19 protein-coding genes are annotated in these 24,376 nt (G+C 64.4%); 1 reads left to right on the top strand and 18 read right to left on the bottom strand.

Annotation, left to right across the window (positions count from 1 at the left end):
• Nucleotides 1-2: 2 nt before the first annotated feature.
• From ybeY to mutS, 13 genes are all read right to left on the bottom strand, one after another.
• Nucleotides 3-509 (bottom strand): rRNA maturation RNase YbeY, encoded by a 507-nt coding sequence (ybeY, locus tag CN933_RS14690; RefSeq protein WP_018094012.1) that lies wholly within the window; start codon nt 507-509, stop codon nt 3-5.
• A 16-nt stretch (nt 510-525) separates the two neighbouring features.
• Complete coding sequence (locus CN933_RS14685; RefSeq protein WP_018094011.1) at nt 526-1,581, bottom strand: PhoH family protein; 1,056 nt, start codon at nt 1,579-1,581, stop codon at nt 526-528.
• 4 nt (nt 1,582-1,585) lie between these two features.
• Nucleotides 1,586-3,004 (bottom strand): tRNA (N6-isopentenyl adenosine(37)-C2)-methylthiotransferase MiaB, encoded by a 1,419-nt coding sequence (gene miaB, locus CN933_RS14680; protein WP_018094010.1) that lies wholly within the window; start codon nt 3,002-3,004, stop codon nt 1,586-1,588.
• A gap of 113 nt (nt 3,005-3,117) precedes the next feature.
• Complete coding sequence (gene olsA, locus CN933_RS14675) at nt 3,118-3,987, bottom strand: lyso-ornithine lipid O-acyltransferase (RefSeq protein WP_018094009.1); 870 nt, start codon at nt 3,985-3,987, stop codon at nt 3,118-3,120.
• A 218-nt stretch (nt 3,988-4,205) separates the two neighbouring features.
• Nucleotides 4,206-4,709 carry a GNAT family N-acetyltransferase gene (locus tag CN933_RS14670; RefSeq protein WP_018094008.1) on the bottom strand — a complete coding sequence of 168 codons (504 nt, stop codon included), beginning with the start codon at nt 4,707-4,709 and terminating at the stop codon, nt 4,206-4,208.
• Between the two features lie 60 nt (nt 4,710-4,769).
• Entirely contained in the window at nt 4,770-5,426 is a 657-nt protein-coding gene (gene tsaB, locus CN933_RS14665) for a tRNA (adenosine(37)-N6)-threonylcarbamoyltransferase complex dimerization subunit type 1 TsaB (RefSeq protein WP_102761796.1), read from the bottom strand.
• A gap of 235 nt (nt 5,427-5,661) precedes the next feature.
• Nucleotides 5,662-6,228 carry a NifU family protein gene (locus tag CN933_RS14660; RefSeq protein ID WP_018094005.1) on the bottom strand — a complete coding sequence of 189 codons (567 nt, stop codon included), beginning with the start codon at nt 6,226-6,228 and terminating at the stop codon, nt 5,662-5,664.
• A 156-nt stretch (nt 6,229-6,384) separates the two neighbouring features.
• The gene (locus CN933_RS14655; protein WP_003527692.1) at nt 6,385-6,876 is read right to left on the bottom strand and encodes a universal stress protein; all 492 of its coding nucleotides are present in this window, start codon (nt 6,874-6,876) and stop codon (nt 6,385-6,387) included.
• A 52-nt stretch (nt 6,877-6,928) separates the two neighbouring features.
• Nucleotides 6,929-7,993, bottom strand: coding sequence for a tryptophan--tRNA ligase (trpS, locus tag CN933_RS14650; RefSeq protein ID WP_018094004.1), 1,065 nt, complete (start codon nt 7,991-7,993; stop codon nt 6,929-6,931).
• Nucleotides 7,994-8,084: 91 nt separating this feature from the next.
• Nucleotides 8,085-8,474 carry a VOC family protein gene (locus tag CN933_RS14645; RefSeq protein WP_018094003.1) on the bottom strand — a complete coding sequence of 130 codons (390 nt, stop codon included), beginning with the start codon at nt 8,472-8,474 and terminating at the stop codon, nt 8,085-8,087.
• Entirely contained in the window at nt 8,471-10,078 is a 1,608-nt protein-coding gene (murJ, locus tag CN933_RS14640; protein WP_018094002.1) for a murein biosynthesis integral membrane protein MurJ, read from the bottom strand. The genes CN933_RS14645 and murJ overlap by 4 nt, the downstream gene beginning before the upstream one ends.
• Nucleotides 10,075-12,924, bottom strand: a complete 2,850-nt coding sequence (locus tag CN933_RS14635) for a [protein-PII] uridylyltransferase (protein ID WP_018094001.1) — start codon at nt 12,922-12,924, stop codon at nt 10,075-10,077. Before CN933_RS14635 ends, murJ begins: the two co-directional genes overlap by 4 nt.
• Nucleotides 12,925-13,025: 101 nt before the next feature.
• On the bottom strand, nt 13,026-15,776 hold the full coding sequence (mutS, locus tag CN933_RS14630) for a DNA mismatch repair protein MutS (RefSeq protein ID WP_018094000.1): 2,751 nt from the start codon (nt 15,774-15,776) through the stop codon (nt 13,026-13,028).
• Between the two features lie 102 nt (nt 15,777-15,878).
• Here mutS and CN933_RS14625 point away from each other — a divergent pair, with 102 nt between their 5' ends.
• Nucleotides 15,879-18,164, top strand: coding sequence for an NADP-dependent malic enzyme (locus CN933_RS14625; RefSeq protein ID WP_018093999.1), 2,286 nt, complete (start codon nt 15,879-15,881; stop codon nt 18,162-18,164).
• Between the two features lie 278 nt (nt 18,165-18,442).
• Here CN933_RS14625 and olsB read toward each other — a convergent pair whose 3' ends face one another.
• The 5 genes from olsB to CN933_RS14600 all read right to left on the bottom strand — a co-directional run bounded on the left by olsB (nt 18,443) and on the right by CN933_RS14600 (nt 24,307).
• Nucleotides 18,443-19,333: a l-ornithine N(alpha)-acyltransferase gene (gene olsB, locus CN933_RS14620; RefSeq protein WP_018093998.1), complete on the bottom strand. Its 891-nt coding sequence runs from the start codon at nt 19,331-19,333 to the stop codon at nt 18,443-18,445.
• Nucleotides 19,334-19,450: 117 nt separating this feature from the next.
• The gene (locus CN933_RS14615) at nt 19,451-21,730 is read right to left on the bottom strand and encodes a hybrid sensor histidine kinase/response regulator (protein ID WP_018093997.1); all 2,280 of its coding nucleotides are present in this window, start codon (nt 21,728-21,730) and stop codon (nt 19,451-19,453) included.
• A 47-nt stretch (nt 21,731-21,777) separates the two neighbouring features.
• The gene (lspA, locus tag CN933_RS14610) at nt 21,778-22,278 is read right to left on the bottom strand and encodes a signal peptidase II (protein ID WP_018093996.1); all 501 of its coding nucleotides are present in this window, start codon (nt 22,276-22,278) and stop codon (nt 21,778-21,780) included.
• Nucleotides 22,275-23,135 carry a TrmH family RNA methyltransferase gene (locus CN933_RS14605; protein ID WP_018093995.1) on the bottom strand — a complete coding sequence of 287 codons (861 nt, stop codon included), beginning with the start codon at nt 23,133-23,135 and terminating at the stop codon, nt 22,275-22,277. Before CN933_RS14605 ends, lspA begins: the two co-directional genes overlap by 4 nt.
• Nucleotides 23,132-24,307, bottom strand: a complete 1,176-nt coding sequence (locus CN933_RS14600) for a class I SAM-dependent methyltransferase (RefSeq protein WP_018093994.1) — start codon at nt 24,305-24,307, stop codon at nt 23,132-23,134. The genes CN933_RS14605 and CN933_RS14600 overlap by 4 nt, the downstream gene beginning before the upstream one ends.
• Between the last annotated feature and the right edge of the window lie 69 nt (nt 24,308-24,376).

Raw genomic sequence — 24,376 nt, 5'->3', positions numbered from 1 at the left:
TGTCAATGCGGGGGTTGGTCCCCGTAGGGATCAGATAGGCCAAGACGCGCCAAAATGCGAGTCTCCAACCCCTCCATTCTCTCCGCTTCGTCGTCTTCGATATGATCATACCCGAAAAGATGCAGGAATCCATGAACGAGAAGATGCGTCAAATGGGCGTCGAAGGGCTTTTCGAGCTCCACCGCCTCCCGCCTGAGCGTCTCATGGGCGACCACGATGTCGCCGAGCATCGGCCCCGGCATCCTGCCCGGCGTCACCGGAAAAGCGGGAAAGGACAGAACATTCGTCGCCTTGTCCTGACCTCGCCACTCCGCGTTGATCGTCCTGATCGACTGATCGTCGGTGAAGACCAGCGACAGTTCCGCCGCCTGTGCCGGCAGCGGCTGCTTCTCCTCACGCGCGAGAAAATCGGCCGCTGCCTCGAGAACACGCTCGCAAAAAGACCGAAGCTCGTCTTCGGGCGGCCAGTCTCCTGCCTCGACGCTGATCTGAATGTCCAATGCCGTCATGATAAACGCGGCCGCCTCAGCGATCGTTCTGCTCGCTCTCGTCGTGAACCGCCGTCTGGCTGTCATAGGCCCTGACGATCCGCGCCACCAGAGGATGACGGACGACGTCGGCATCCTTGAAGCGGATCACCGAGACGCCCTCCACGCCCTTGAGTATATGCAGCGCCTCCACGAGCCCTGACTTTACGCCGCGCGGCAGGTCGACCTGACTCGGATCGCCGGTGACGATCATCCGGCCGTTCTCGCCGAGACGGGTCAGGAACATCTTCATCTGCATCGACGTCGTGTTCTGCGCCTCGTCGAGGATCACGGCGGCATTGGCAAGCGTGCGCCCGCGCATGAAGGCGAGCGGCGCGATCTCGATGACCCCCGCGGTGATTGCCCGCTCGACCTTGTCGCCCGGCATCATGTCGTACAGCGCGTCATAGAGCGGACGCAAATAGGGATCGACCTTCTCCTTCATGTCGCCGGGCAGGAATCCGAGACGCTCGCCCGCCTCTACAGCCGGACGCGAGAGGATGATCCGGTCGACCGCGCCACGCTCCAGGAGCTGGGCGGCATGGGCGACGGCGAGATAGGTCTTGCCCGTGCCCGCAGGACCGACGCCGAAGACGAGCTCGGCCCGCTCCATGGCGCGGATATAGGAATCCTGCATCGGCGTGCGCGCAGCGATTGTCTTCTTGCGCGTCGAAATCTGCGCCATTGTCAATTTGGCTTTGCGCTCCATCGTCGGCAACTGTAGCTGATCGTCGGCGGCGACCGCCATGCGGATCGCACCTTCGACATCGGATGTATCGATCGAAGCGCCACTCTGCAGCCTTCCGTAGAGATAGTCGAGGGCACGGCGCGCCTGATTGGTTGCGACGACGTCACCGGAGATGGCGACGGAGTTTCCCCGCGGCCGGGCGTCGATGCGCAATCGCTCTTCCAGCAATTTCAGATTCTGGTCGAACTGACCGAAGAGCTCGCTCGCAAAGCGGTTGTTCTCGAAGGTGAGCACGAAGTGATTGGCGTCCGTCGCGGATGTCTTCGACTGGCGAGATGAGGAAGAAATCAGTTCGTGTCCGTTCAAGCGGTCAGCTCCTCGCGTCCGATTCCCCGATCATCTCGGCAAACAGGCTGTTCGGCCCGGCCTTGGTGATTCGCACTCTGATAATGTCACCGATTTGCGATGCTTTTGCATCAACATTCACGGGCTGCAGCCACGGCGACCGGCCGACGAGCTGCCCCGGCATGCGGCCCGGCTTCTCCAGGAGCAGGTCGATCTCCCGACCCACACAGGCCTCGGCGAAACCGCGCTGCTGCTTTACGAGCAAAGCCTGCAATATTTCCAAACGCTTGGCCTTCACGTCCTCGGGAACCTGTTCCTTGAGCTCGGCGCCCGGCGTTCCGGGACGCGTCGAATACTTAAACGAGAAAGCCTGTGCATAGTTCACTTCCTCGACAAGCCGAAGGGTATCCTCGAAGTCCTGATCGGTCTCGCCGGGAAAGCCGACGATGAAATCGCCCGAAAGCGCCAGGTCGGGCTGCGCCGCACGAATGCGCTCGACGAGCGCCAGGTATTCGGCAGCCGTGTGGCGCCGGTTCATCGCCTTCAGGATACGGTCGGAGCCCGACTGGACCGGCAGGTGCAGATAGGGCATCAGCTTCGCCATCGACCGGTGCGCCTCTATGAGGCTGTCGTCCATGTCGCGCGGATGGCTGGTGGTATAGCGCAGGCGTGCAAGGCCATCGATTTCGCCGAGGCGCCGCAAGAGGTCGCCAAGGCTCCATTCGCGCCCATGCGGACCCTCGCCGTGCCAGGCGTTGACATTCTGTCCGAGCAGGGTGATTTCGCGCACGCCGCCCTCGACGAGCTTCTCCGCCTCCGCCACGATCTGTGACACCGGGCGCGAGACTTCCGAGCCGCGCGTGTAGGGTACCACGCAGAAAGTGCAGAACTTGTCGCAGCCTTCCTGGACGGTCAGGAAAGCCGTGACGCCCCGCGCACGTGTCTTGGCCTTATCGGGCGCGGGCAGATGGACGAACTTGTCCTCGATGGCATAGTCCGTTTCCACGATACGCTGGCCGGCGCGAGCCCGCTTCAGCGCCTCGGGAAGGCGATGATAGGTCTGAGGGCCAATGACGAGATCGACCGCCGGGACGCGACGGAGAATCTCGTCGCCCTCCGCCTGGGCCACGCAGCCGGCCACGCCGATCAGCATCTCGCGGCCCTCGCGCGCCTTGGCCTTCTTCAGTTCGCGCAGGCGACCGAGCTCGGAATAGACCTTCTCGGCAGCCTTTTCGCGGATATGACAGGTGTTGAGCAGCACGAAATCGGCGTCTTCCAGGACATCGGTCGCAACATAGCCGTCGCGCGAGAGCGCATCCGACATGCGGTCGGAGTCATAGACGTTCATCTGACAGCCATAGGTCTTGACGAAGACCTTGCGCGCCGGAACGTTCAGGTCGCCCGCCTCGGGCGACGTCGACAGAAGAGCGGTTTCCTGGGTCATGCGGGTTCTTTAGTGCATAGCGCCCCAAAGTTGAAGCATTTTCGGGCCGGCACGGCGCGAGCCGCGACCGGTCACCCTTTCAGGGTGATCCCGGATTGAGGCATTTGAGAGTGCTACCGCGACCTTCGCGCGTCCGACGGAACGTCCGGCGCCACAGAGAGCGCGGCAGCCGGCTCGATCTTCGCGGCGGATCGGGAACGCCCTCGCAGCCGATCCGCCAGCATTTTGCGGATCCGCTGCTCGATGAGGCGGCTCACTTCCTTGCGGTTCGCGTGCCGGTCATAATCCACCGCCTCGCCAAAATCGACATCGACCTCCAGGGCTCCCTCTCTGAGCACTCCGAGAAGGTGCGGCACCAGACCGATGTCGCCCGGCCATGCGGCGATCGGCCGATGATAGCGACCCATCGGCATGCCGTGGATGCCGGTGTAGGAAATCGCCAGCGGCTGGACATGAACCACGCCGGTCGGCGACTGCGGAACCGCCGAAGCGGCCGCGCCGAACAGCGAGGTCTTGATGTCGAGCAGCCGGTTGCCGTCGGAGGTCGTTCCTTCCGGGAAGAGCACGACGATTTCCCCATCGGCGAGCCGCCGCCCGATGTCATTGACCTGGTGACCGGTCGTGCGCTTCTGCTCGCGTTCCACGAAAACCGATGCCTGAAGGCGGGCGAGAAGCCCGAATACCGGCCAGCTCTTGACGTCCGACTTGGCAACGAAAACGACGTCCGCCACGGAGGAAAGCACCAGGATGTCCTTCCAGGAGACGTGATTGGCGCTGAGGAGCAAGGGACGCCGGCGGTCGAGCTCGCCATGGACGCGGACGCGCAGGCCGAGCAGCAGGCAGGCGACGCGATGCCAGTGACGCGGCAGCCAGCGCCGCGGTTTCAGATCGAGCCAGAGACAAAGGATCTGGACCGGCATCAGCACCAGCGAGACCATGACGAGCAGCATGCCGCAAAGAGCGACCCGCACCCAATTGATCATCCGCAGGCACCTTCCAAACTGCGCTTCACCGTTTGCGTGAAATCATGAACGTGATCTGTTCCAGTGGGTTGGACGCGGGATACGGGCGAAACCGCACACGCCTTCCTCATCTCGCTCCAGAGCATTTCCAGGAAAAGTGTGTAACGGTTTTCCGTCCGGAAGTGCGTTGGCCCAAAGGGTTAGAGCATTTCAGTGTTTCCATGAAACAGCGAGATGCTCTAACGAAGATCGAGCCGCATGACAAGCGCCGCGCTGCGCTCGCCGGGCCGCGCCTGGTAATAGGCCTTCCGCTCCCCGACCTTGCGGAAGCCGAGCTTTCCGTAGAGACCGATCGCGGCCTGGTTCGTCTCGTCGACTTCCAGGAACAGTGCCTCTGCTCCCTTGACGGCGGCCTCCCGCATCGCCGCCTGCATGAGGCGCCAGCCGAGACCGGAGCGCGCGTAGCGGGGGTCGACCCCAATCGTCAGTATCTCGGCCTCGCCGGCGACCGCCCGCGACAGGACGAAGCCGCCGAAGGCCGGCCGGAACATGCCATTGGCATTGGTCTGGCGCGCGACGAATCCGAACACTGTCTCCTGACTCAGGAGCCCATGGATTTCGCCGTCGCTCCAAGCGGCAGCAAAGCGCTGGCGATGCAGCGCGGCCGCGGCGCCGAGATCGGCCTCTTCAAGCGCAAAAATGTCGAATTCGGCGCGGCGGGTGAAATAGTCGGTAAGGCTCATCGGGGCGTTTCTTGGACGTTCTGGAGAGTATACGGGCGAATGGCGCTTGGCGTCTTCCGGTCAGGCACGGGTCACGGCGAATCCGGCCTGGGGCTTGGCGTCGGGTCCGCGCAGATAAAGTGGCTTAGGACGCGCAGAAGCCGGATCGGCCGCCGCGCCCAGCCGGGCGAGGGTCGCCATATCGATCTCGTCCGGCTTGCTGCCCGCCGCGCCGGTGACGGCAAGGGCACCGGAGCCGCAGACGATGCCGGCGAAATCGGAAAAGCGCCAGCGCGCTTCCTCGGCGGCCAGGATTTCCGCCTCCCCTTGCGGCCGTCCCGAAGCATCGAAGGCCTGAAGGTAAAGCTCGCCCCGTTTGGCGTCGAGGACGACGAGCACCGGCTGGCCTGCCTGTTTCAGCCGCGCGCTTTCGGCGACGACCTGAAGCGTCGTGACCCCGACTGCCGGCTTTCCGAGCGCCAGGGCAAGGCCGCGCGCAGCGGCAACGCCGACACGGATCCCGGTGAACGATCCTGGACCTATCGTCACGGCAATCCGATCGATCTCGCCGAGTTCCCGGCCCGAGACGCTCAAGGCCTCATCCACGAATTCCATGAGGCGCTCCGCATGGCCACGTCCGATTTCCGCGCCCGCGCATGCCAGAAGCTCTCCGGAGCCGCCGTCGCAGACGGCAGCGAAACAACCGGACCCGGATGTATCAATGGCAAGAACTAGCATTTCAGCCGCGGTCTCCTCCCTGCGTCCTGCGATCGGTGCGGCTGCGAGGGTGCGCAACCGCAGTTGCCGCATCTACAAGTCGCTGCGGCACGTCGGAATCACACCTGTGATTCTATCCCAAAAACCACACCGGCATAAGGAATATGGAAAACGATATAAGGAAAATGACACCGAACTGGAAGCGAAGGATGCGCGGGCCCGCCATGCAGGTTTCCGCGCCTCGACCCGCTTCGGATCAGACGGATTCGACCGCTTCGACTTCAGGAACGAAGTGGCGCAACAGGTTCTGCACGCCGTGCCTCAAGGTCGCGGTCGAAGAGGGGCAGCCGGCGCATGCGCCTTTCATGTTCAGGAACACCGTTCCGTCCTTGAAGCCGCGGAAGGTGATGTCGCCGCCGTCCTGGGCGACGGCGGGCCGAACCCGCGTCTCGAGCAGTTCCTTGATCGTGGCGACGATCGCCTCGTCGCCCTCGTCGAAGAACTCGTCCTCCGCATCCGTCTGCTCGGCACGGCCGGCGCCCGACATGATCGGCTGCCCCGACATGAAATGCTCCATGATCGAGCCGAGAATCGCGGGCTTCAGGTGCTGCCACTCCTGCGCTTCCTTGCTCACGGTTATGAAGTCATAGCCGAAATAGACGCCGGTGACCCCGGGGATCGAGAAGAGCCGAGCCGCAAGGGGCGATCCTGCAAGGGCCTCTTCTTCGCTCCGGAATTCGGCGGTGCCGTTCTCCATCACTACCTTGCCCGGCAGGAATTTCAAAGTGGCGGGATTCGGCGTGGCTTCGGTCTGGATGAACATGTCTCACTCCGTTCTGCCGGGAGCGCTCCTCGACCGGCTTTTTAGAATTGTTCCAAAATATAGGAGCCTCGGGTGGAGCCCGCAAGGCGTAATAGCGTGATTCAGAGTGCTACAGCGACCTTTGCTCATGTGATGGGACGCGCAGCGCTGTGGAGATCAGGTCAACGCGTCGATTTCCTCATCCGTCAGAAGGTCGGGAATGACCGTGACCGGAATCGGGAAGGCCGCGGCCTTCCCGGCAATGGACGAAACGAGCGGCCCCGGGCCTTCCTTCGCCGATCCGGCCGCCAGCACCAGGATCGCGATGTCGCGGTCCTCTTCGATGGCGGCGTGAATCTGTTCCGTGGCGATGCCCTCGCGGATGACGATTTCCGGCTCGATGCCGATCCGTTCGCGCACCGTCTGCGCGATCTTGGCCAGCGTCGCCTCGGCCTCGTCCCGCGCTTCGGCGCGCATGATCTCCTCGACGCCCAGCCATTGCTGGAAGTCGCCGTCGGCGATCACGTAGAGCAGCACGAGGCCGCCATTGGAATTCTTCGCGCGCATACCGGCATAATGCACGGCGCGGCCGCATTCGGGCGTGTCGTCGATCACCGCCATGAACTTGCGGCGATGGCCTTCCATTCGTGAGAGTCGGGTTGAAACCATGCGGTGAACATTACAACGCCGCGCGGCGCCCGCAAGGTCTCATTTTCGTGAACTACTGCAAAAAGCCGATGATTTCGCGGACCTCGCGCATGGTCTTCTCGGCGCGTTCCCGGGCGCGCTCCCCGCCCTTGCGCAGGATAGCGTCGATATGCGCGGTATCGCCCATCAACCGGCGCATCTCGCCCGTGATCGGCGAAAGCACGCTGACGGCGAGGTCGGCCAGAGCCGGCTTGAAGGTCGAGAATTGCTGGCCGCCGAATTCGGCAAGCACCTCTTCTTTCGACCTGTCGGCGAGCGCGGCGTAAATCCCGACGAGATTTTCGGCCTCCGGTCGATCCTTAAGACCGTCCGCTTCGCTCGGAAGCGCGTCCGGATCGGTTTTGGCCTTGCGGATCTTCTTCAGGATCGTATCGGCATCGTCCATCAGATTGATGCGCGACAGGTCGGATGGATCCGATTTCGACATCTTCTTGGTGCCGTCGCGCAGCGACATGACGCGCGGTGCCGGGCCGCCGATCAGCGGTTCGACCGGGGGGAAATAGGCATGGATCGGCTCTTCTCCGACGACGATGTCGACGCCGTAGCCCCGCGTCCGGATATGCTCCATGAAGTCGATGTTGAACTTCTGGGCGATGTCGCGGGTGAGTTCCAGGTGCTGCTTCTGGTCGTCGCCGACGGGCACGTGGGTGGCGCGATAAACGAGGATGTCGGCCGCCATCAGGCTCGGATAGGCGAGCAGGCCGAGCGAAGCGTTTTCACGGTCCTTGCCGGCCTTGTCCTTGAACTGGGTCATCCGGTTCATCCAGCCGATGCGGGCGACACAGTTGAAGATCCAGGCGAGCTCGGCGTGCTGCGGCACGGCCGACTGGTTGAAGACGATGTGCTTTTCGGGGTCGATGCCCGAGGCGATGAAAGCCGCCGCGATCGACCGGATCTGGCCCGGCAGGTCCTCATGCACGAGCTGCGCGGTGATCGAGTGCAGGTCGACGACGCAATAGATGCAATCGTTGTTTTCCTGAAGGGCGACGAACTTGCGGATCGCGCCGAGATAATTGCCGAGATGCAGGTTGCCGGTCGGCTGAACACCGGAAAATACGAGCGGCTTGAATTCGTTCATGTCGTCCCCAATCGGGCTTGTGGAAGGCCTGGCTCCAGTTGATACCCGCCGCGCTTATGCACGGCGGGCCGGGCGCAATCAAGAGGCATGGTCACGCGGGCTGAAGGAGATCCCACCTATTGCCGAAGGGATCGACGAAGACGGCAACGGTTCCGTAGACCTCATGGCGGGGCGCCTCGAGGAACGTCACGCCTGCCGAAAGCATGGCGGCGTGATCGCGGCCGAAGTCGTCGGTGAAGAGAAAGAAGCCGACCCGCCCGCCGGTCTGATTGCCGATCGCGGCGCGCTGCCTTTCGCCCTCGGCCCTGGCGAGCAGGAGCGCGGTCTCCGCCGCACCTTTCGGCCGCACGACGACCCAGCGCTTGCCGCCGCCGAGGTCGCTGTCATCGAGGAGGTCGAAGCCGAGCTTGCCGCAGTAAAAGGCGATGCCCTCGTCGTAATCGGGCACGACGATGGCGACGCGGGCAATCGACTGTCTCATTGCCGATCCGCCCCTTCGCTCGCCCGCTCGGCGGACGAGGCCGGTGCCCCCCGTTTGACGCTGCGGCGGATCATCGAAAGGCTTGCGCCGCCGGTCCCGAACGCGACCGCGAAATAGATCGCCATCGCGGCGGCGATCAGGCCGCAGAGTGTAAGGGCGCGGGTCGTAAGCGGTGCGGCGGAAGAAAGGGGCAAGGCGAGCCAATCCACGGCAAAGTACAACGCGGCCGCCATGACGGCAGCGGCGATCACCAGCCGGGGAATCCTCGTCAGCAAGGGAATATCGCGCCCCCAGTGCCCACGCCAGACGAGCGTCGCGAAAAGAAGCAGGGCGTTCACCCAGCCGGCGACGATTTCGGCCGTCGCGATGCCGCTGGCGGCAAGCGACGGAAAGAGCGTCAGCGCCAGGGAGACGTTCACTGCCACGGAAATTCCGGCGAAGATCATCGGCGTGCGGGTGTCCTCGCGGGCGAAGAAACCGGGAATGAAGGCCTTGATCAGCACGAAGGCCGGCAGGCCGAGGCCGTAGATCGCCAGAATATGCCCGACGACGACGGTGGATTCCGGCGAGAACTGGCCGCGCTCGAAGAGGAGCCGGACGATAGGCTCCGACATGACGAGCAGTGCCGCGGCGGCGGGAAGTGTCAGGAACAGCGTGAACTCGACGGAACGGTTCTGCAGGTTTGCCGCCTCGTTGAGATTGCCGCCGCGCAGAGCCCGCGCAAGCTCGGGCAGAAGCACGGTCGCAACGGCAATGCCGACGACGCCGAGCGGCAGCTGATAGATGCGGTCGGCATAGACCAGCGACGAGACGGCGCCTTCCTTTGCAGAAGCGATATTGGTGTTGATCAGGAGGTTGATCTGCGTGATGCCGCCGGTGATCGCCGCGGGAAGCGCCAGCACCAGCAGGCGTTTGACGTTTGCCGTCAGCCGGGGTCGGCGAAAACCGATGCGGATCCCGGCATTGCGCACCGCGACCCAGACGATCGCCAGTTGCACGAGGCCCGCGGCCAGCACCCCCCAGGAGAGATCATAGCCGACCGCGACCGCATCCTGGCCGCTGTACCAGGCATAGGCCAGCACGCCGATCAGGATGAAGTTCAGGAAGACCGGCGCGATGGCTGCCGCGAAATAGCGGTGCAGCGAATTGAGCATGCCCGCCATCATTGCCGCCAGCGACATGCAGGCGAGATAGGGAAACATGATCGTCGCGAAGGTGACGGTGCTTGTGAATTTCGCGGGGTCGTCGGCAAACCCGGGAGCGATCAACTGCCCGACGATGAACGGCATCGCCAGTTCCATGGCGATCGTCAGGAGAAGGAGAACGGTGAAGAGGACGCCGAAGACCTCCTCGGAAAAGCGCCGTGCGCCCTCCATGCCGTGCGCCTCGATCTCCTTGGCGAAAAGCGGCACGAAGGCCGAATTGAACGCCCCTTCGGCAAAAAGCCTGCGAAAGGTGTTCGGCAGCCGGAAGGCGGTGTTGAAGGCGTCGGCGACCGGGCCGGTGCCGAGCGCGGCCGCCATGAAGGTTTCCCGGATGAAGCCGAAGAGCCGGCTTCCGAGCGTTGCGCCGCCGACGGTAGCGAATTTCTTGACCAGACTCATGTTTCGGCTTTTGTCGTTTTGGAACCGTGGGGTACGCGGGACACAGGGGTCGGCGCAATGATGCCGGAGGGCATGCGCTCGCGCGCTTCGTCCACCTCGCCCGCCAGCACCGCCTTGAGGCGCGCCGCGATGTTCATCTGCCGGTTCTCGCTGGTGATCTTCGAGCCGACCAGATCGGTGACGTAGAAGGTGTCGATCACCTTTTCGCCGAAGGTGGTGATATGGGCCGAGGCGATGTCGAGCGATAGGTCCGACAGCACCGCGGTCACTTCGGAAAGCAGACCGGTCCGGTCGAGGCCTTCGACCTCGATGACGGTGAACTTGTTCGACAGCGTATTGCTGATGGTCACCTCCGGCGTCACGGTGAAGGCCCTGCTGCGCTTCTTCACACGCGTCCGGCTGGCGATCACCTCGGGCAGCCTCTTGCGGCCGGAGAGCACGTCCTCGATCAGCTTGCCGATGCTTGCCGCCCGGCGCGTCTCGTCCTCGGCGACCGAGAACTCGCGGTTGACGAGAATGGTATCGAGCGCCCGGCCGTCCGATGTCGTGTGTATCTGCGCGCCGACGATGTTGGCGCCAGCCGCGGCGCAAGCGCCGGCGATGACGGTCAGCAGGCGCGGGTGGTCGGGCGACAGCACCGTGATTTCGGTGATGGCGTGGAAGTCATGGGTCCGCACCATGGTCGCGAGCGTCCGGCCCGCATTGTCCGCCTCACGGATGAAGCCTGCATGACGCACCTGCTCCTCGAGCGCCACGGTCAGAAGATAGGGCTGGTAATGCAGCCGCACATAAGCCTGGCGCTCCTTCTTCGGCCAGTCGGCGAGCGCCTCCTCCAGCATATGGGCGGCGTGCTTCGCCCGCTCCTTGCGCGACAGTTCCGAAAAGCCGCCCGAGAGCAGAAGCTCGGTCTCGTAGTAGAGCGTGCGCAGGAGCTGGCCCTTCCAGCCGTTCCAGACGCCGGGCCCGACGGCGCGGATGTCGCAGACGGTGAGGATAAGCAGCATCTTCAGCCGTTCGAGGGATTGGACCCGTTCGGCGAAATCGACGATGGTCTTGCGGTCGTTAAGGTCGCGGGTCTGCGCGACCATCGACATGGTCAGATGTTCCTCGACCAGCCAGACCACCATTTCGGTCTGTTTCGGGGTCAGCCTGAAGCGCGGGCAAAGCTTTCGCGCGACCTTGGCGCCGGCCACGGAATGATCCTCCGGGCGCCCCTTGGCGATGTCGTGCAGCAGAACGGCGACGTAGAGCGCCTCGCGGTCCTCGATACCAGGCATCAGCATCGCCGTCAGGGGATGCGCCTCCTCCTCCAGGCCCCGCTCGATGCGGGAGAGGACGTCGACCGAGCGCAGGAGATGCTCGTCCACCGTGTAGTGGTGATACATGTTGAACTGCATCATCGAGACGATCTTGCCGAATTCGGGAATGAAACGGCCGAGCACTCCCGCTTCGTTCATCCGGCGAAGGATCAGTTCCGGATTGCGCCGCGAGGTGAGAATCGACAGGAAGAGCCGGTTGGCCTCTTCGTTTTCGCGCAAGTGGGGCGTGATCAGGCTCAAAGAACGGGTCACCTGCTTCAGCGCCGCCGGATGAAATTCGAGCCCGTTGATGTCGGCGATGTGGAACAGGCGCATGAGGTTTACCGGGTCGCGCTTGAACACGTCGGTGCTCGCAAGCGCGATGCGCCCGCCATCATCGACGAAATCGAGCGTGCCCGCGATCTTGCGGACGCGATTGCGGAAGCGGCTTATGACGCCCGTGATCCCGGGCGTGTCCTTGGCCTGCTGGTCCTCCAGCGCCGAGCAGAAGATGCGGGTCAGGTCGCCGACGTCCTTGGCCACCAGGAAGTAGTGCTTCATGAAGCGTTCGACCGCCGAGAGCCCGGGGTGATCGTGATAGCCGAGCGCCTCGGCGATCTCGCGCTGGATGTCGAATGAGAGGCGCTCCTCCGCCTTGCCGGTCAGGAAATGCATGTGGCAGCGCACCGCCCAGAGAAAATCCTCGGCCTTCTGGAAGAGCTTGTACTCCTGCTTCGAAAGGACGCCGAGCTTGACGAGATCGGCGGAGTCCTTGACCCGATAGAAATATTTCGAAATCCAGAAGAGCGTGTGCAGGTCGCGCAAGCCGCCCTTGCTTTCCTTGACATTCGGCTCGACGAGGTAGCGCGTGTCGCCCGCCTTGCGATGGCGCTCGTCCCGCTCGGCGAGCTTGGCGGCAATGAATTCCGGGCCGGTATTGCGGACGATCTCGTGATCGAAGCGCGTTTCGAGTTCGTTCGCCAGGGCCGCGGACCCGCAGACATAGCGGCATTCGAGGATTGCGGTGCGGATGGTCATGTCTGCACGCGACAGGCGGATGCATTCCTCGATCGTTCGCGTTGCGTGGCCGACCTTGAAGCCGAGGTCCCACAGGATATAGAGCATGAATTCGATCGCCGGCTCCGCCCAGACCGCCTTCTTGGCGGGCAGGAGGAAGAGGAGGTCGATATCAGAGCCTGGCGCCAGCGTTCCGCGGCCGTAGCCGCCGACTGCGGTGACCGCGATGCGCGAAGCCTCGGGAGCCTTCGCGGCGTCGAAAATCTGGTTCAGCACGAAGTCGTGCAAGAGGGTAATCAGCTGGTCCTGAAGCCAGGAGATGCGCTCCGCGCATTTTATTCCTGCGCCGTCTGCGGCGAGCAGTTCGCGCGCCTTGGCGCGGCCCGCGACATTTGCCTCCTTGAAGGCCGCAAGCAAGGCCCGGCGCATCGGTTCGCGCTGTTCGGCATGAGCGGAGGCGATGAAGTCGCACCTGGCCCGAAGCGCCGACACGTCCAGGATTTCGGGAAAGGAGGTTTGGTGTCTGGCCATGAAGTGCCGAGGGGCGTCCTGTCCGACTTAGATCATTCGTTGCAAGCGCCGCTGTATAGCCCTTTTGCCGGCCGAATGACAGGGGAAATAGCCCGGCGAAATCAGCGGTTGGAAAGCTCCTTCTTGAGCGCGTAAAGCGCGTCGAGCGCCTCGCGCGGCGTCATGTCGTCCGGGTTGAGCGCCTTCAGGGATTCCTCGACCTTCGAAGGACCCGACGATGCCCTCGCCGCCTCCTCCCGCCGGACGGCGACCTGGAACAACGGCAGGTCGTCGATCAGCTGGCTCGCCGGATTCTTGCGGTCGGCATCCTCGAGCTTGGCGAGCACATCCTTCGCGCGGGCGACGACCGACGGCGGCAAGCCTGCAAGGCGGGCGACCTGGATGCCGTAGGAGCGGTCGGCTGCGCCCGGGCCCACCTCGTGCAGGAATATGACGTCGCCGTCCCACTCCTTGACACGCATGGTCGCGTTCGACAGCCGCACGAGCTTTTCGGAGAGTACGGTCAGCTCGTGGAAATGGGTCGCGAAGAGCCCGCGGCAGCGATTGACCTCGTGCAGATGCTCGACCGCCGCCCAGGCGATCGACAGACCGTCGAAGGTCGCGGTGCCGCGGCCGATCTCGTCGAGGATCACCAGCGATCGGTCCGTCGCCTGATTGAGGATCGCCGCCGTTTCGACCATCTCGACCATGAAGGTCGAGCGCCCGCGGGCGAGATCGTCCGAAGCGCCGACGCGCGAGAAGAGCCGGTCGACCACGCCGATATGCGCGGCGGCCGCGGGCACGAAGGATCCCGTCTGGGCCATGATCGCGATCAGCGCGTTCTGGCGCAGGAAAGTCGACTTGCCGCCCATATTGGGACCGGTGAGGAGCCAGATCGCGCCGCCCTGCTCGCCGTTCGGCGGAGAAAGATCGCAGCCATTGGCGACGAAAGGATTGGCAGCCTGGCGCCGCAAGGCCTGCTCCACGACGGGGTGGCGTCCACCCTCGATCGCGAACATTCGCGAGCGGTCGACCGTAGGGCGCGTGTAATTCTGCTCCTCCGCAAGCACCGCGAGCCCGGCCGAGACGTCGATCGTCGCGAGCGCCAGCGCTGCCGCCTTGATCGCCTCGGCCTCGGCGACCACCTCGCGCGTCATGGCCTCGAAGGTCTCGACCTCGATCGCCAGCGCCCGGTCCGCGGCATTGGCGATCTTCGTTTCGAGCTCGGCAAGCTCGGTCGTGGTGAAGCGCATCGCATTCGCCATGGTCTGGCGATGAATGAAGCGGGCGCGGCCGGCATCGGTGTCGGTCATCGATCCGGCGTTGCCGGCGGTCACCTCGATGAAGTACCCCAGCACGTTGTTGTGCTTGATCTTCAGCGACTTGATGCCGGTTTCTTCGCAATATTGCAGCTGCAGCCCTGCGACCACGCGGCGCGACTGATCGCGCAGCGCCCGCATCTCGTCGAGTTCGGCGCTCGCGCCCTCGCGGACGAAGCCGCCGTCGCGTTTCAGAAGCGGCAGTTCCTCGGCAAGGGTTGCGTCGAGGCGCGCGAGCAATTCCCCCGGCAAGGCCGCGATCGTGTTGCGCGCTTCGGTCAATTCCGCCGAGAGCTCGGCGCCCGTAAGGAGCGCCGATATCGCCGCCGCGGCCCGCATGCCGGCCTGGATGGCACCGAGATCGCGAGGGCCGCCGCGGCCGAGCGCGAGCCGCGACAGGGCCCGCGGCATGTCCGGCGCCCTGCGAAGAGCGTCGCGAACATCCGTCGTAAACCGCGGCTGATCGGCCAGCACCTCGATCGAATCGAGCCGCTGGTTGATCCGCTCCGGGTCGGTCAGAGGCGACATCAGCCGTTCGGCGAGCAGCCTGGCGCCCCCGCTCGTCATCGTACGGTCGAGCGACTTGAGCAGGCTGCCTTCGCGGGAGCCGGAAAGCGTCTTGGCGAGCTCCAGATTGGCGCGGGTCGCCGGATCGATGAAGAGTGTCGAGGCGGCGCTTTCCCTTTCCGGAATGCCCAGCGCCGGGCGCTCCTGGAGCTGGGTTTTCTCGACATAGGAGACCGCCGCCGAAGCGGCCGCGAGCTCGGCGCGCGAGAAGCTGCCGAAGCCGTCGAGCGTCCCGACGCCGTAGTAGCGCGAAATGCGCCCTTCCGCCGTCGCGCTGTCGAAGAGGACGGCCGGCTGCGGCACCGCGACGCGCCCGAGCACGTCGAAGACGGCCCTGAGGTCGGGATCGTGAAAGACGGTGTCGGGCACGATCAGCTCGCGCGGTTCGATGCGCAATATGTCGGCGAGCAGGCGGCTCTCCGCCGTCTCGGCGAGGCGGAAGATGCCCGTCGAAATGTCGATCCAGGCAAGGGCGTAGGCCGGCTCCGAGCCGCTCCGGATGCGCGCCAGCGCCATCAGATAGTTCGATTCCGAAGGCGAGAGCAGCTTCTCCTCGGTGATCGTTCCCGGCGTCACCAGGCGCACGACATCGCGGCGCACGACCGATTTGCTGCCGCGCTTCTTCGCTTCGGCCGGGTCCTCCACCTGTTCGCAGACGGCGACACGGTAGCCGGATGCGATCAGCTTCTGCAGGTAATCGTCGGCCGCATGCACCGGCACGCCGCACATCGGAATTTCCTGCCCCATGTGCTGGCCGCGTTTCGTCAGCGTGATACCGAGCGCGCGCGAGGCCTCGACCGCATCCTGGAAGAACAGCTCGTAGAAATCGCCCATGCGGTAGAACAGGAGCGAATCCGGATTGTTCGCCTTGATCTCGATGAACTGCTCCATCATCGGCGTGGCAGTGGAGCGGCTCTCCTCGCTTGCGAGATCGGACACGGAAAGGACGTCGCCCGAACGGTTCGATGCATCCATCAGGAAATTCATGATTGTTCCAAAAAAAGAGATGTCACACTATCCGCAAGCATTTATAGACGACAACAACAAAGAGGCTGACCAGGAGGGTCGCCCACAGGAGGTTGAGGAAACATGCCGGGTATCGACAAGACCGACCGCGCAATGACCAGCGTCACGGCGCAGGAAGCGCTTGATTTTCACTCTCAAGGTCGTCCCGGAAAACTGGAAATCTCGCCGACCAAGCCGATGGCGACGCAGCGCGACCTTTCGCTTGCGTATTCGCCCGGTGTCGCCGTTCCGGTCAAGGCGATCGCCGACGATCCGGCGACGGCATACGACTACACGGCTCGCGGCAACATGGTTGCGGTGATTTCCAACGGCACGGCGATCCTCGGCCTCGGCAATCTCGGCGCACTCGCCTCGAAGCCCGTCATGGAGGGCAAGTCCGTCCTCTTCAAGCGCTTCGCCGACGTCGATTCGATCGACCTCGAGGTGGACACCGAAAACGTCGACGAATTCATCAACTGCGTCCGCTTTCTCGGTCCCTCCTTCGGCGGAATCAATCTCGAGGACATCAGAGCGCCGGACTGTTTCATCATCGAGCAGCGGCTGCGCGAAGTCATGGACATTCCCGTCTTCCATGACGACCAGCACGGCACCGCGATCATCGCCGCGGCAGGCCTCGTCAACGCGCTGACCCTGACCGGCCGCGACTTCAAGACGGCCAAGCTCGTCTGCAACGGCGCGGGCGCGGCGGCGATCGCCTGCATCGAGCTCATCAAGGCGATGGGCTTCAACCCGTCGAACATCATCCTCTGCGATACCAAGGGGGTCATCTACAAGGGCCGTACCGACGGCATGAACCAGTGGAAGTCCGCCCATGCGGTCGAGACCGACCGCAGGACGCTTGCCGAGGCACTTGACGGCGCCGACGTATTTTTCGGCCTTTCGGCCAAGGGCGCGCTTTCCGCGGACATGGTCCGCTCCATGGGCCCACGGCCGATCATCTTCGCCATGGCCAATCCCGATCCGGAAATCACGCCTGAAGAAGTGGCCCTGATCCGCGACGACGCGATCGTCGCGACCGGCCGCTCGGATTATCCGAACCAGGTCAACAACGTTCTCGGCTTCCCCTATATCTTCCGCGGCGCGCTCGACGTGCGTGCCTCGACGATCAACGATGCGATGAAGATCGCCGCTGCGGAAGCGCTCGCCAATCTCGCCAAGGAAGACGTTCCGGACGACGTCGCCGCTGCCTATCAGGGCAACCGCCCGCGCTTCGGGCCGCAATATATCATTCCCGTCCCCTTCGATCCGCGCCTCATTTCGGCGATCCCGATGGCTGTTGCAAAGGCGGCCATGGAGACGGGCGTCGCCCGCAAGCCGATCGAGGACCTCAAGGCCTATGGACAGCAGCTTTCGGCGCGGCGCGACCCGATCGCCTCGACGCTGCAGCGCATCGTCGAGCGCGTTCGCCGCCAGCCGAAGCGGATCGTCTTTGCCGAAGGCGAGGAAGTGCAGATGATGCGCTCGGCGATCGCCTATGCCAACCAGCAGCTCGGCACGGCGCTCCTGCTCGGGCGCGAGGAAGTGATGCGCGAAACCGCCGAGCGCGAAGGCATCGACCTCGACCGCGCCGGCATTCAGATCGTCAATGCGCGCCTGTCGAAGCGCGTCGGCGCCTATACCGATTTCCTCTATTCGCGCCTGCAGCGGAAGGGCTATCTGTTCCGAGACGTGCAGCGTCTGATCAATACCGACCGCAACCATTTCGCCGCCTCGATGGTGGCGCTCGGCGATGCGGACGGCATGGTGACGGGCCTTACGCGCAACTATTCGACCGCGCTCGAAGACGTGCGCCGCTGCATCGATCCAAAGCCCGGCCACCGGGTGATCGGCGTGTCCATTGCGCTCTGCCGCGGCCGTACGGTGCTCGTCGCCGATACCGCGGTGCACGACATGCCGACGTCCGAGGAGCTGGCGGATATTGCCGAGGAAGCGGCCGGCCTCGCCAAGCGGCTGGGCTATGTCCCGCGGGTGGCGATGCTCGCCTATTCGACCTTCGGCCACCCTTCCGGCGAACGCTCGGAGCGGGTACGCGAGGCGGTAAAAATCCTCGACCGGCGCCGTGTGGATTTCGAATATGACGGCGAAATGGCCGCCGACGTGGCACTCAATGCGCGGGTGATGGAGCAGTATCCGTTCTGCAGGCTTTCCGGCACCGCGAACGTGCTCGTCATGCCGGCTTTCCACTCGGCCTCGATCTCGACGAAGATGCTCCAGGAGCTGGGCGGCTCGACCGTGATCGGCCCGCTGCTGGTCGGCCTCGACAAGTCGGTCCAGATCGCCTCCATGTCGGCAAAGGACTCCGACCTCGTCAACCTGGCCGCGATCGCTGCCTATAACGCCGGGACGTGACGCGGGTCGGCGGAAAGCCGGAAAGCTGCTGACACTTCGGCTGTTGCGCGTCGCCAGGCTATGGTTGGAGCAAGCCTCAAGATCGCGCGAGCGCTCAAAACAAGAGCCCGCTTCCCGGGAACGGAGGCGGGCTCAATGTATCATGGCTGACCAATTTCGTTCGTGATGAAAAGTCGAGATTTGCTCGCGGAGCTACCCTCGCAGGCAGAGCGGCGAATGTTCTCCTTTATGGTTCAATATGCTTCCGTCATGAAAATTCGAGGTGCGGCGATAGACGATCAGGACACCGACGAGGAGAAACGCCCCGCATCGGCGCCGTAATAGTTCAGATAACGGCCGGAAATATTGCTGATCGGCAGGACGATCAGAACGTCGGTGGTGCGGAACGCTTGATCGACCACCGCCCCCTCGCCGACCATCGCACCGAGCCGCATATAGCCCTTGATCAGCGGCGGAAGCGCCGCGAGCGCCTTCTTCGGGTTGATCGCCTCCGGAGGCATCAGATCCATCGTCCGGTAAAGCTCCGGCCGGGCGGAAACCGCCCACTCGTCCCGGACCCGGACGTTATGATGCAGAAAGGAGAGCGCGAGCGCGTGTTCTTCGGGAACCACGCCCGGAAACGAACCGCAGCCGAACATCGCATCGATCCCGTGCTTCAGCGCATAGGCCCAATTGCCCTGCCACAGCAGTTCGACCGTGCGCCTGGTGCGATATTCCGGCAGCACGCAGGAACGTCCGAGTTCCATGAAGCGCTTGTCGGGATGACGCGAGAGAAGTTCGCCTATCGCAAACTCCGAGGCCGAGTAGAAGCCGCCGGTCCGCTCGGCAACGTCCTGGCGCAGCAGGCGGTAGGTTCCGACGATCTGCTCCTCCGCATCGCCCTCGATGGATGTATCGAGGACCAGCAGGTGGTCGCAGATCGCATCCCAGCTGTCGATGTCGCGCTTGCGTCGGCCGGCCTCGGGCGCCACCTGCGCCTTCATCTCCTCGACGAACACCCTGTAGCGTACTGCCTGCGCCGCATCGACCTCGGCTGCCGAACGGGCAAGGCGGGTCTCGAGATTGGCGATCCGTCCTAAAACATCGCCAGCCGGAGCCGCAACTGCCTTGCGGATGTAAGCATTGGAGGTGTCAACCACGCCCATCGAATCCAGAAGTTCGATCGTCATATCGTGTCATCCCGAACCGTCATTGCTGCCGGGCTTAGACCACGTTTCTGCAACAACATAGTGACACCAGGGCAGTATACAACCCCGACCCGGCCCGGTGCCCCGAAGCGAGGGATTCTAATTCGTAACGGGATCCATGAGGCGGGTGACTTCGGCAAGGAGCCGCTGCGGGTCGGCGGGCTTCGCCAGCACGGCGTCCGCTCCCGCGGCTCGAAGGCGCTCATCGAGATCGCCGCGCGCGTCCGCGGTCAGGACGAGGACCGGCACCCGCCGCCTGCCTCCGGCGGCCTCCGCTTCACGAAGACGCCGGAGCACGTCGAGACCATCTCCGCCCGGCATGTTGAGGTCGGTGACGATCAGCGGCGGCGGGGCGGAACCCGCCGAGCGGAGTGCGGCTTCGAGCGCCTTGAAGTCACCGACATGATCGACGGCACGCCCTGTACGGCTGAGAACCGACCGCAGGACGAGTGCATTCACAGGGTCGTCCTCGGCAAGCAGGATGGCGCGAATGTCCGCCGTCGCGACCATCGCCGCCGGCTCCTCCCGCAACACCGGTCTGTTGTCGTTGATCGCGTCGCGTTTCTCCATTCCTCTGAGCCGCCCGAGCAGCACCTCGACCAGCGATCTCTCTCGAAGCGGGCGGATCAGCCAGGCCTCATAACCGCCGAGCCGGCTCACCGGATGGCTTGCGCGCTCCTCGGGACTGATGAGATAGGTTCTGCGCAAACGCAGGCCGGCTACCGCCGGCTCGCGAGCAAGAAGCTCGCGAAACTGCGCCGCATGACGGTGATCGACGATGACATCCGTCAGCGGCAGCCGATTGCCGAGCGCGCCGGCGACGACCCGTTCTGCGATTGCAAGTGTCGAAGCCCGATGGCACGTACCGCCCAGCGTCTGGATCGTGGCGGCAAGCGCGGCCGAGGAGGGCCCCTCGGGTGCCATGACGAGCACCTGTGCACCCGCCAGAATGCCGCGCCGAACGGGAACGGTCGAGAGACCGGCGCCAGCCAACGGGAAGCGGATCTCGAACCGGCTTCCCTCGCCGGACATGCTCGTGGCGGTCAGGCTGCCGCCGAAGGCCTCCATGATCCGCCGGGATATCGCGAGGCCGAGCCCGGTGCCTTTGGCACGCTGGGCGTCATCGCCTGCCTGCTCGAACTCTTCGAAAACGCGCGCGAGCTCGTCGGCGGACATGCCGGGGCCGCTATCGTCGATCCGGATGCGCACGGAGCCGTTCTCGATATCGACGGAGACGAAGACGCCGCCCTTCTCGGTGAATTTCACCGCGTTGCCGACCACGTTGAACAGCACCTGGCGCAGGCGCGCCGCATCGAAGAGCATCCGCTCGGGTACCTCGATGGCGACCGTTGCGCCGATCTCGATGTTCTTCTCGTGCGCGCGGGGCGAAAGCATCTCGACCACATTCTCGACTGTCTGGCGCAAATCCTCCTGCGACGGGCGCAACTGGAACCGTCCGGCGGCAAGCGACGAAAAATCGATCAGGTCCTCGACCAATTGAACCAGGGTGTGGCCGGACTGCTGCATGCCGGCGAGATAGTTCTTCTGCTCTTCCGACAACCGCGTCTCGGCAAGCAGCCGGCTCATGCCGAGGATGCCGGAAAGCGGGGTACGGATTTCGTGACTGACGGTGGCGAGCAGACGGGACTTCGCCCGGCTCGCCTCCTCGGCGCGCCGCCGCGCCTCCTCCCTCCGGCTTGCCGCCAGCATTTCCTCGGTAACATCGCGAGCGATGCTGTGGCGCATCAACCGGCCGCGCGCCGGGTCGCGGACATGCACGTCGTGCCAGTCGTAGAGCCGCGTGCCCGCGGGCGTATAGATATGCACAAAGTAGCGGTCTGGGCCCGGCTTCGGCTCGAAGCGCAGTCCCAGCTCCGCGCAGGTCAGCCCTCGCGCGTCCGCGCATCCGCAAAGCTCATGGAAGGCGCCATTGGCCTGCATGATCCTGCCATCAGGGTCGCGGACGATGGCGAGATCGCCCATGGCGTCATGGATCGTCGCAAGCGCCGCGGGTTCAACGCCATGCCGTGCGGGGTCCTGCGCAGTCCCGCCGGCACCGACGACCCACTTCCCGGGCGCCTCCTCGCGGCCGGACAACAGCAGGAAGGCGCCGGCGATGCCGCCAGCCGCGATGATCGCCGGCAGCAGGTGCAGACCCGCGCTCGCACCGACGGCGAGGAGCAGCATTGCCGCAACGATGCCGGCGAGAGCACAGGCGACGCGCGTGACCGGCGGCCCTGCCGAGGGGTAGCCCAACGACCGGCGCTGCCGGATGACGGCGCCGAGCTTCACCGTGGGTGCCGCTGATGCCGTCCTGCCGGCTCCCGGCCCCGTGTCCGCGCCAGCCCTCATCCGCTCTCGAAACATCCGCTCGCTCATGCCCGCGGACTAGCACGGCAAGCCTTCCGAATGCCTTCAGCCGGTGCCTAAAGTTTTAGAGAACGCTCCTTTTTCGCCTGCAGAAGTTCATCGAGAATGATCGCGCCGGCGCCGACGGTGATGAAACTGTCCGCCAGGTTGAAGACGGCAAAGGACCAGGTGGCCGTGTAGAACAGGATATAGTCGATGACATAGCCGAAGAGCAGCCGGTCGACGAGATTGCCGAGCGCCCCGGCAATGATCATCGCGTAGCCCAGATGGGCGAAGAACCGGTCCTTCGGCGTGCGGCGCCACAGCCAGAGCACGAAGGTGACGACCGCCAGCCGGATGCCGACGATGAACCACCCCTCCATGCCGGAGAGCATCGAGAAGGCGACGCCGTAATTGTAGGTTCGGTAGAGGGCGAGCATCGGCACGACCGGCACGCCCTGTTGGAACGGCAGATACGCCTCCACCAGATATTTGATGAACTGGTCGGCGGCGAGCGCGACCAGAATGAAGAGCGCGATCGGGAACGGCCGCGAGAAAAGTGTCTGCTCCTGCTTCATCGGACGCCATCCAGAGACAGGAGGTGGCGCCGCGCCTCGAACAGCATGATGCCGGTCGCGATGGCGAGATTGAGCGAATCGGCACGCCCCGCCTGCGGAATGCGGGCGAGTGCGCCAGCCTCGCGCGCGAGTTCCACCGGCAGGCCCGCCTGTTCATTGCCCATCAGAAGCACGACCGGCTTCGATTTGTAGTCGATCGTGCGATAGTCGACGGAACCCGCCAGATGGGTCGCGACCACCTGAACGCCGGCCGCTCTCTGCCAGCGGATGAAATCCTCCGTATTCGCCCGCGCGATCGGCATGGCGAAAACCGAACCCATGGTTGCCCGCACGGTCTCGAGCGAAAAGGGATCCGTGGTTTCGCCGACCAGGATTATCCCGGAAGCCCCGGCCGCGTCGGCGGTGCGGATGATGGTGCCGAGATTGCCCGGGTCGCGCACGCGGTCGAGCGCCACATAGGTCTCCCCCTCCTGCGGACGAATATCCTTGAGCGGAGAGTAGCGCTGCTCGAAGATGCCGACGACCATCTGCGGATTGTCGCGTCGTGTGATGGTGGAGATCACCTTCTCGTTGACTTCGAGGACGAGCCCGCCTCTGGCGACCGTTTTCGCCGCCACCTGCTCGACCTGAGGCTTGCCCTTCGCCGCCTTGGCATAGACGAGCGTCTTGATCTTCCAGCCGAGATCGAGCGCGTCGATGACGAGCTTCAGCCCCTCGGCCATGAAGGAGCGCGTCTCGTCGCGATGCTTCTTCTGCGTCAGGGCCCGGATATCCTTGACGATCGGATTGGTGAGGCTGGTGACCTCCTTCACCTGCCCGACGCGTGCCGTGCCGTGGTCGCTTCTGTCGTTGATCATTTCGGCACCCAGCGGCTGAAGAGTGAGGTGGAGAGTGCGCGGCCCGGTGCAGTGCCGTCGAGGCCGCCCTCGCGGATGATGAGCTCGCCCGATTCCACCCGACCGCCACGCCCGCGCATGGTCTCGCGCATGAGCTCGTGGATCGAATAGAAGCTCGCCCGGATCGAATAGGCGGTGAGCACGAGGCCCCGGGCGTCCGGCGACAGGATCTCGCGGCAGATGTCCAGCATCGCGGCCAGGTGATCGAACAATTGCCATACTTCGCCGTTCGGACCGCGGCCGAACTTCGGCGGGTCGGTGAGGATGATGTCGTAACGGCTGCCGCGCCGCTCCTCGCGTTGGATGAACTTCATGGCGTCGTCGCAGATCCAGCGGATCGGCAACGTCTCGGCGCGCGCCAGGACCTGGTTCTCGCGCGCCCAGCCGATCGCCTTTTTGGAGGCATCCACATGCGTGACCTCCGCGCCCGCCTTGGCGGCGATCAGGGAGGCGACGCCGGTATAGCCGAAAAGATTGAGAACCTTGAGAGGCCGGCCGGCTGCGGCTACCTGGTCGCCCATCCACGACCAATGGGCGAGCTGTTCCGGAAAGACGCCGACATGGCGGAAGGAGGTGAACCGGCCGAGGAAATCCGTATCGAGGAGCTGCATCGGCCAGGTCTCGCCGAGCACCTCGCCCGGAAAACGCCAACGCCCCATGCCGTCCTCTTCGGTATCGCCAGTGAAGACGGCATCGGCCCGCTCCCATATCGATGCCGGCAGGGCCTTCGGCCAAAGCGCCTGTGCCTCGGGGCGGACGATACGATAGGGACCGTATTGTTCGAGCTTCTCCCCATCACCGCTGTCGACTAGATGATAGCCCGCAGCAGCGGCGGTCTCGAGGATAAGCGGCACCCTCTCGGCCGGCTTCTCGCCGCTTCTCGGCTCGATGCGCCGCGTCGGAGCACTCTCCTGGACGGACGGCCGCTCGCTCTTGCGCGGCGCCGCTTCCGGCGGCGGCCCTCCTGCCGCTGTCTTGGGCCCGGTCTTCGTCCTGGACCCGCCCTTCGTCCTGGGCCCGGCGCCTTTTGCGGGCGGCAGCCTTTGCTCGTGGCGGCCGCCGCCCGCCTCGGCGCCCCGGCTTTTTGCCGCCGTCACCGATGCGTTCTTCGATCGCCGGTCTTTTTCCTTCACGCGCTGATCCTTGGACTTCGTTCAACCATTCGGCGCAGCCACTCTCGACCGGTTTTACGCGCCTTCGCC

The sequence above is a fragment of the Sinorhizobium sp. M4_45 genome, assembly GCF_002885915.1.
In the GTDB taxonomy this organism is placed as follows: domain Bacteria; phylum Pseudomonadota; class Alphaproteobacteria; order Rhizobiales; family Rhizobiaceae; genus Sinorhizobium; species Sinorhizobium meliloti_A.
This window is presented reverse-complemented; position numbering and strand designations above follow the sequence as displayed.

Bases quoted from the DNA above. Each gene is read 5' to 3' on its own strand.
- ybeY (WP_018094012.1), bottom strand. From the start codon at position 509: ATGACGGCATTGGACATTCAGATCAGCGTCGAGGCAGGAGACTGGCCG.
- miaB (WP_018094010.1), bottom strand. From the start codon at position 3,004: ATGACCCAGGAAACCGCTCTTCTGTCGACGTCGCCCGAGGCGGGCGAC.
- olsA (WP_018094009.1), bottom strand. From the start codon at position 3,987: ATGATCAATTGGGTGCGGGTCGCTCTTTGCGGCATGCTGCTCGTCATG.
- CN933_RS14670 (WP_018094008.1), bottom strand. From the start codon at position 4,709: ATGAGCCTTACCGACTATTTCACCCGCCGCGCCGAATTCGACATTTTT.
- tsaB (WP_102761796.1), bottom strand. From the start codon at position 5,426: ATGCTAGTTCTTGCCATTGATACATCCGGGTCCGGTTGTTTCGCTGCC.
- CN933_RS14660 (WP_018094005.1), bottom strand. From the start codon at position 6,228: ATGTTCATCCAGACCGAAGCCACGCCGAATCCCGCCACTTTGAAATTC.
- CN933_RS14655 (WP_003527692.1), bottom strand. From the start codon at position 6,876: ATGGTTTCAACCCGACTCTCACGAATGGAAGGCCATCGCCGCAAGTTC.
- trpS (WP_018094004.1), bottom strand. From the start codon at position 7,993: ATGAACGAATTCAAGCCGCTCGTATTTTCCGGTGTTCAGCCGACCGGC.
- CN933_RS14645 (WP_018094003.1), bottom strand. From the start codon at position 8,474: ATGAGACAGTCGATTGCCCGCGTCGCCATCGTCGTGCCCGATTACGAC.
- murJ (WP_018094002.1), bottom strand. From the start codon at position 10,078: ATGAGTCTGGTCAAGAAATTCGCTACCGTCGGCGGCGCAACGCTCGGA.
- CN933_RS14635 (WP_018094001.1), bottom strand. From the start codon at position 12,924: ATGGCCAGACACCAAACCTCCTTTCCCGAAATCCTGGACGTGTCGGCG.
- mutS (WP_018094000.1), bottom strand. From the start codon at position 15,776: ATGAATTTCCTGATGGATGCATCGAACCGTTCGGGCGACGTCCTTTCC.
- CN933_RS14625 (WP_018093999.1), top strand. From the start codon at position 15,879: ATGCCGGGTATCGACAAGACCGACCGCGCAATGACCAGCGTCACGGCG.
- olsB (WP_018093998.1), bottom strand. From the start codon at position 19,333: ATGACGATCGAACTTCTGGATTCGATGGGCGTGGTTGACACCTCCAAT.
- CN933_RS14615 (WP_018093997.1), bottom strand. From the start codon at position 21,730: ATGAGCGAGCGGATGTTTCGAGAGCGGATGAGGGCTGGCGCGGACACG.
- lspA (WP_018093996.1), bottom strand. From the start codon at position 22,278: ATGAAGCAGGAGCAGACACTTTTCTCGCGGCCGTTCCCGATCGCGCTC.
- CN933_RS14605 (WP_018093995.1), bottom strand. From the start codon at position 23,135: ATGATCAACGACAGAAGCGACCACGGCACGGCACGCGTCGGGCAGGTG.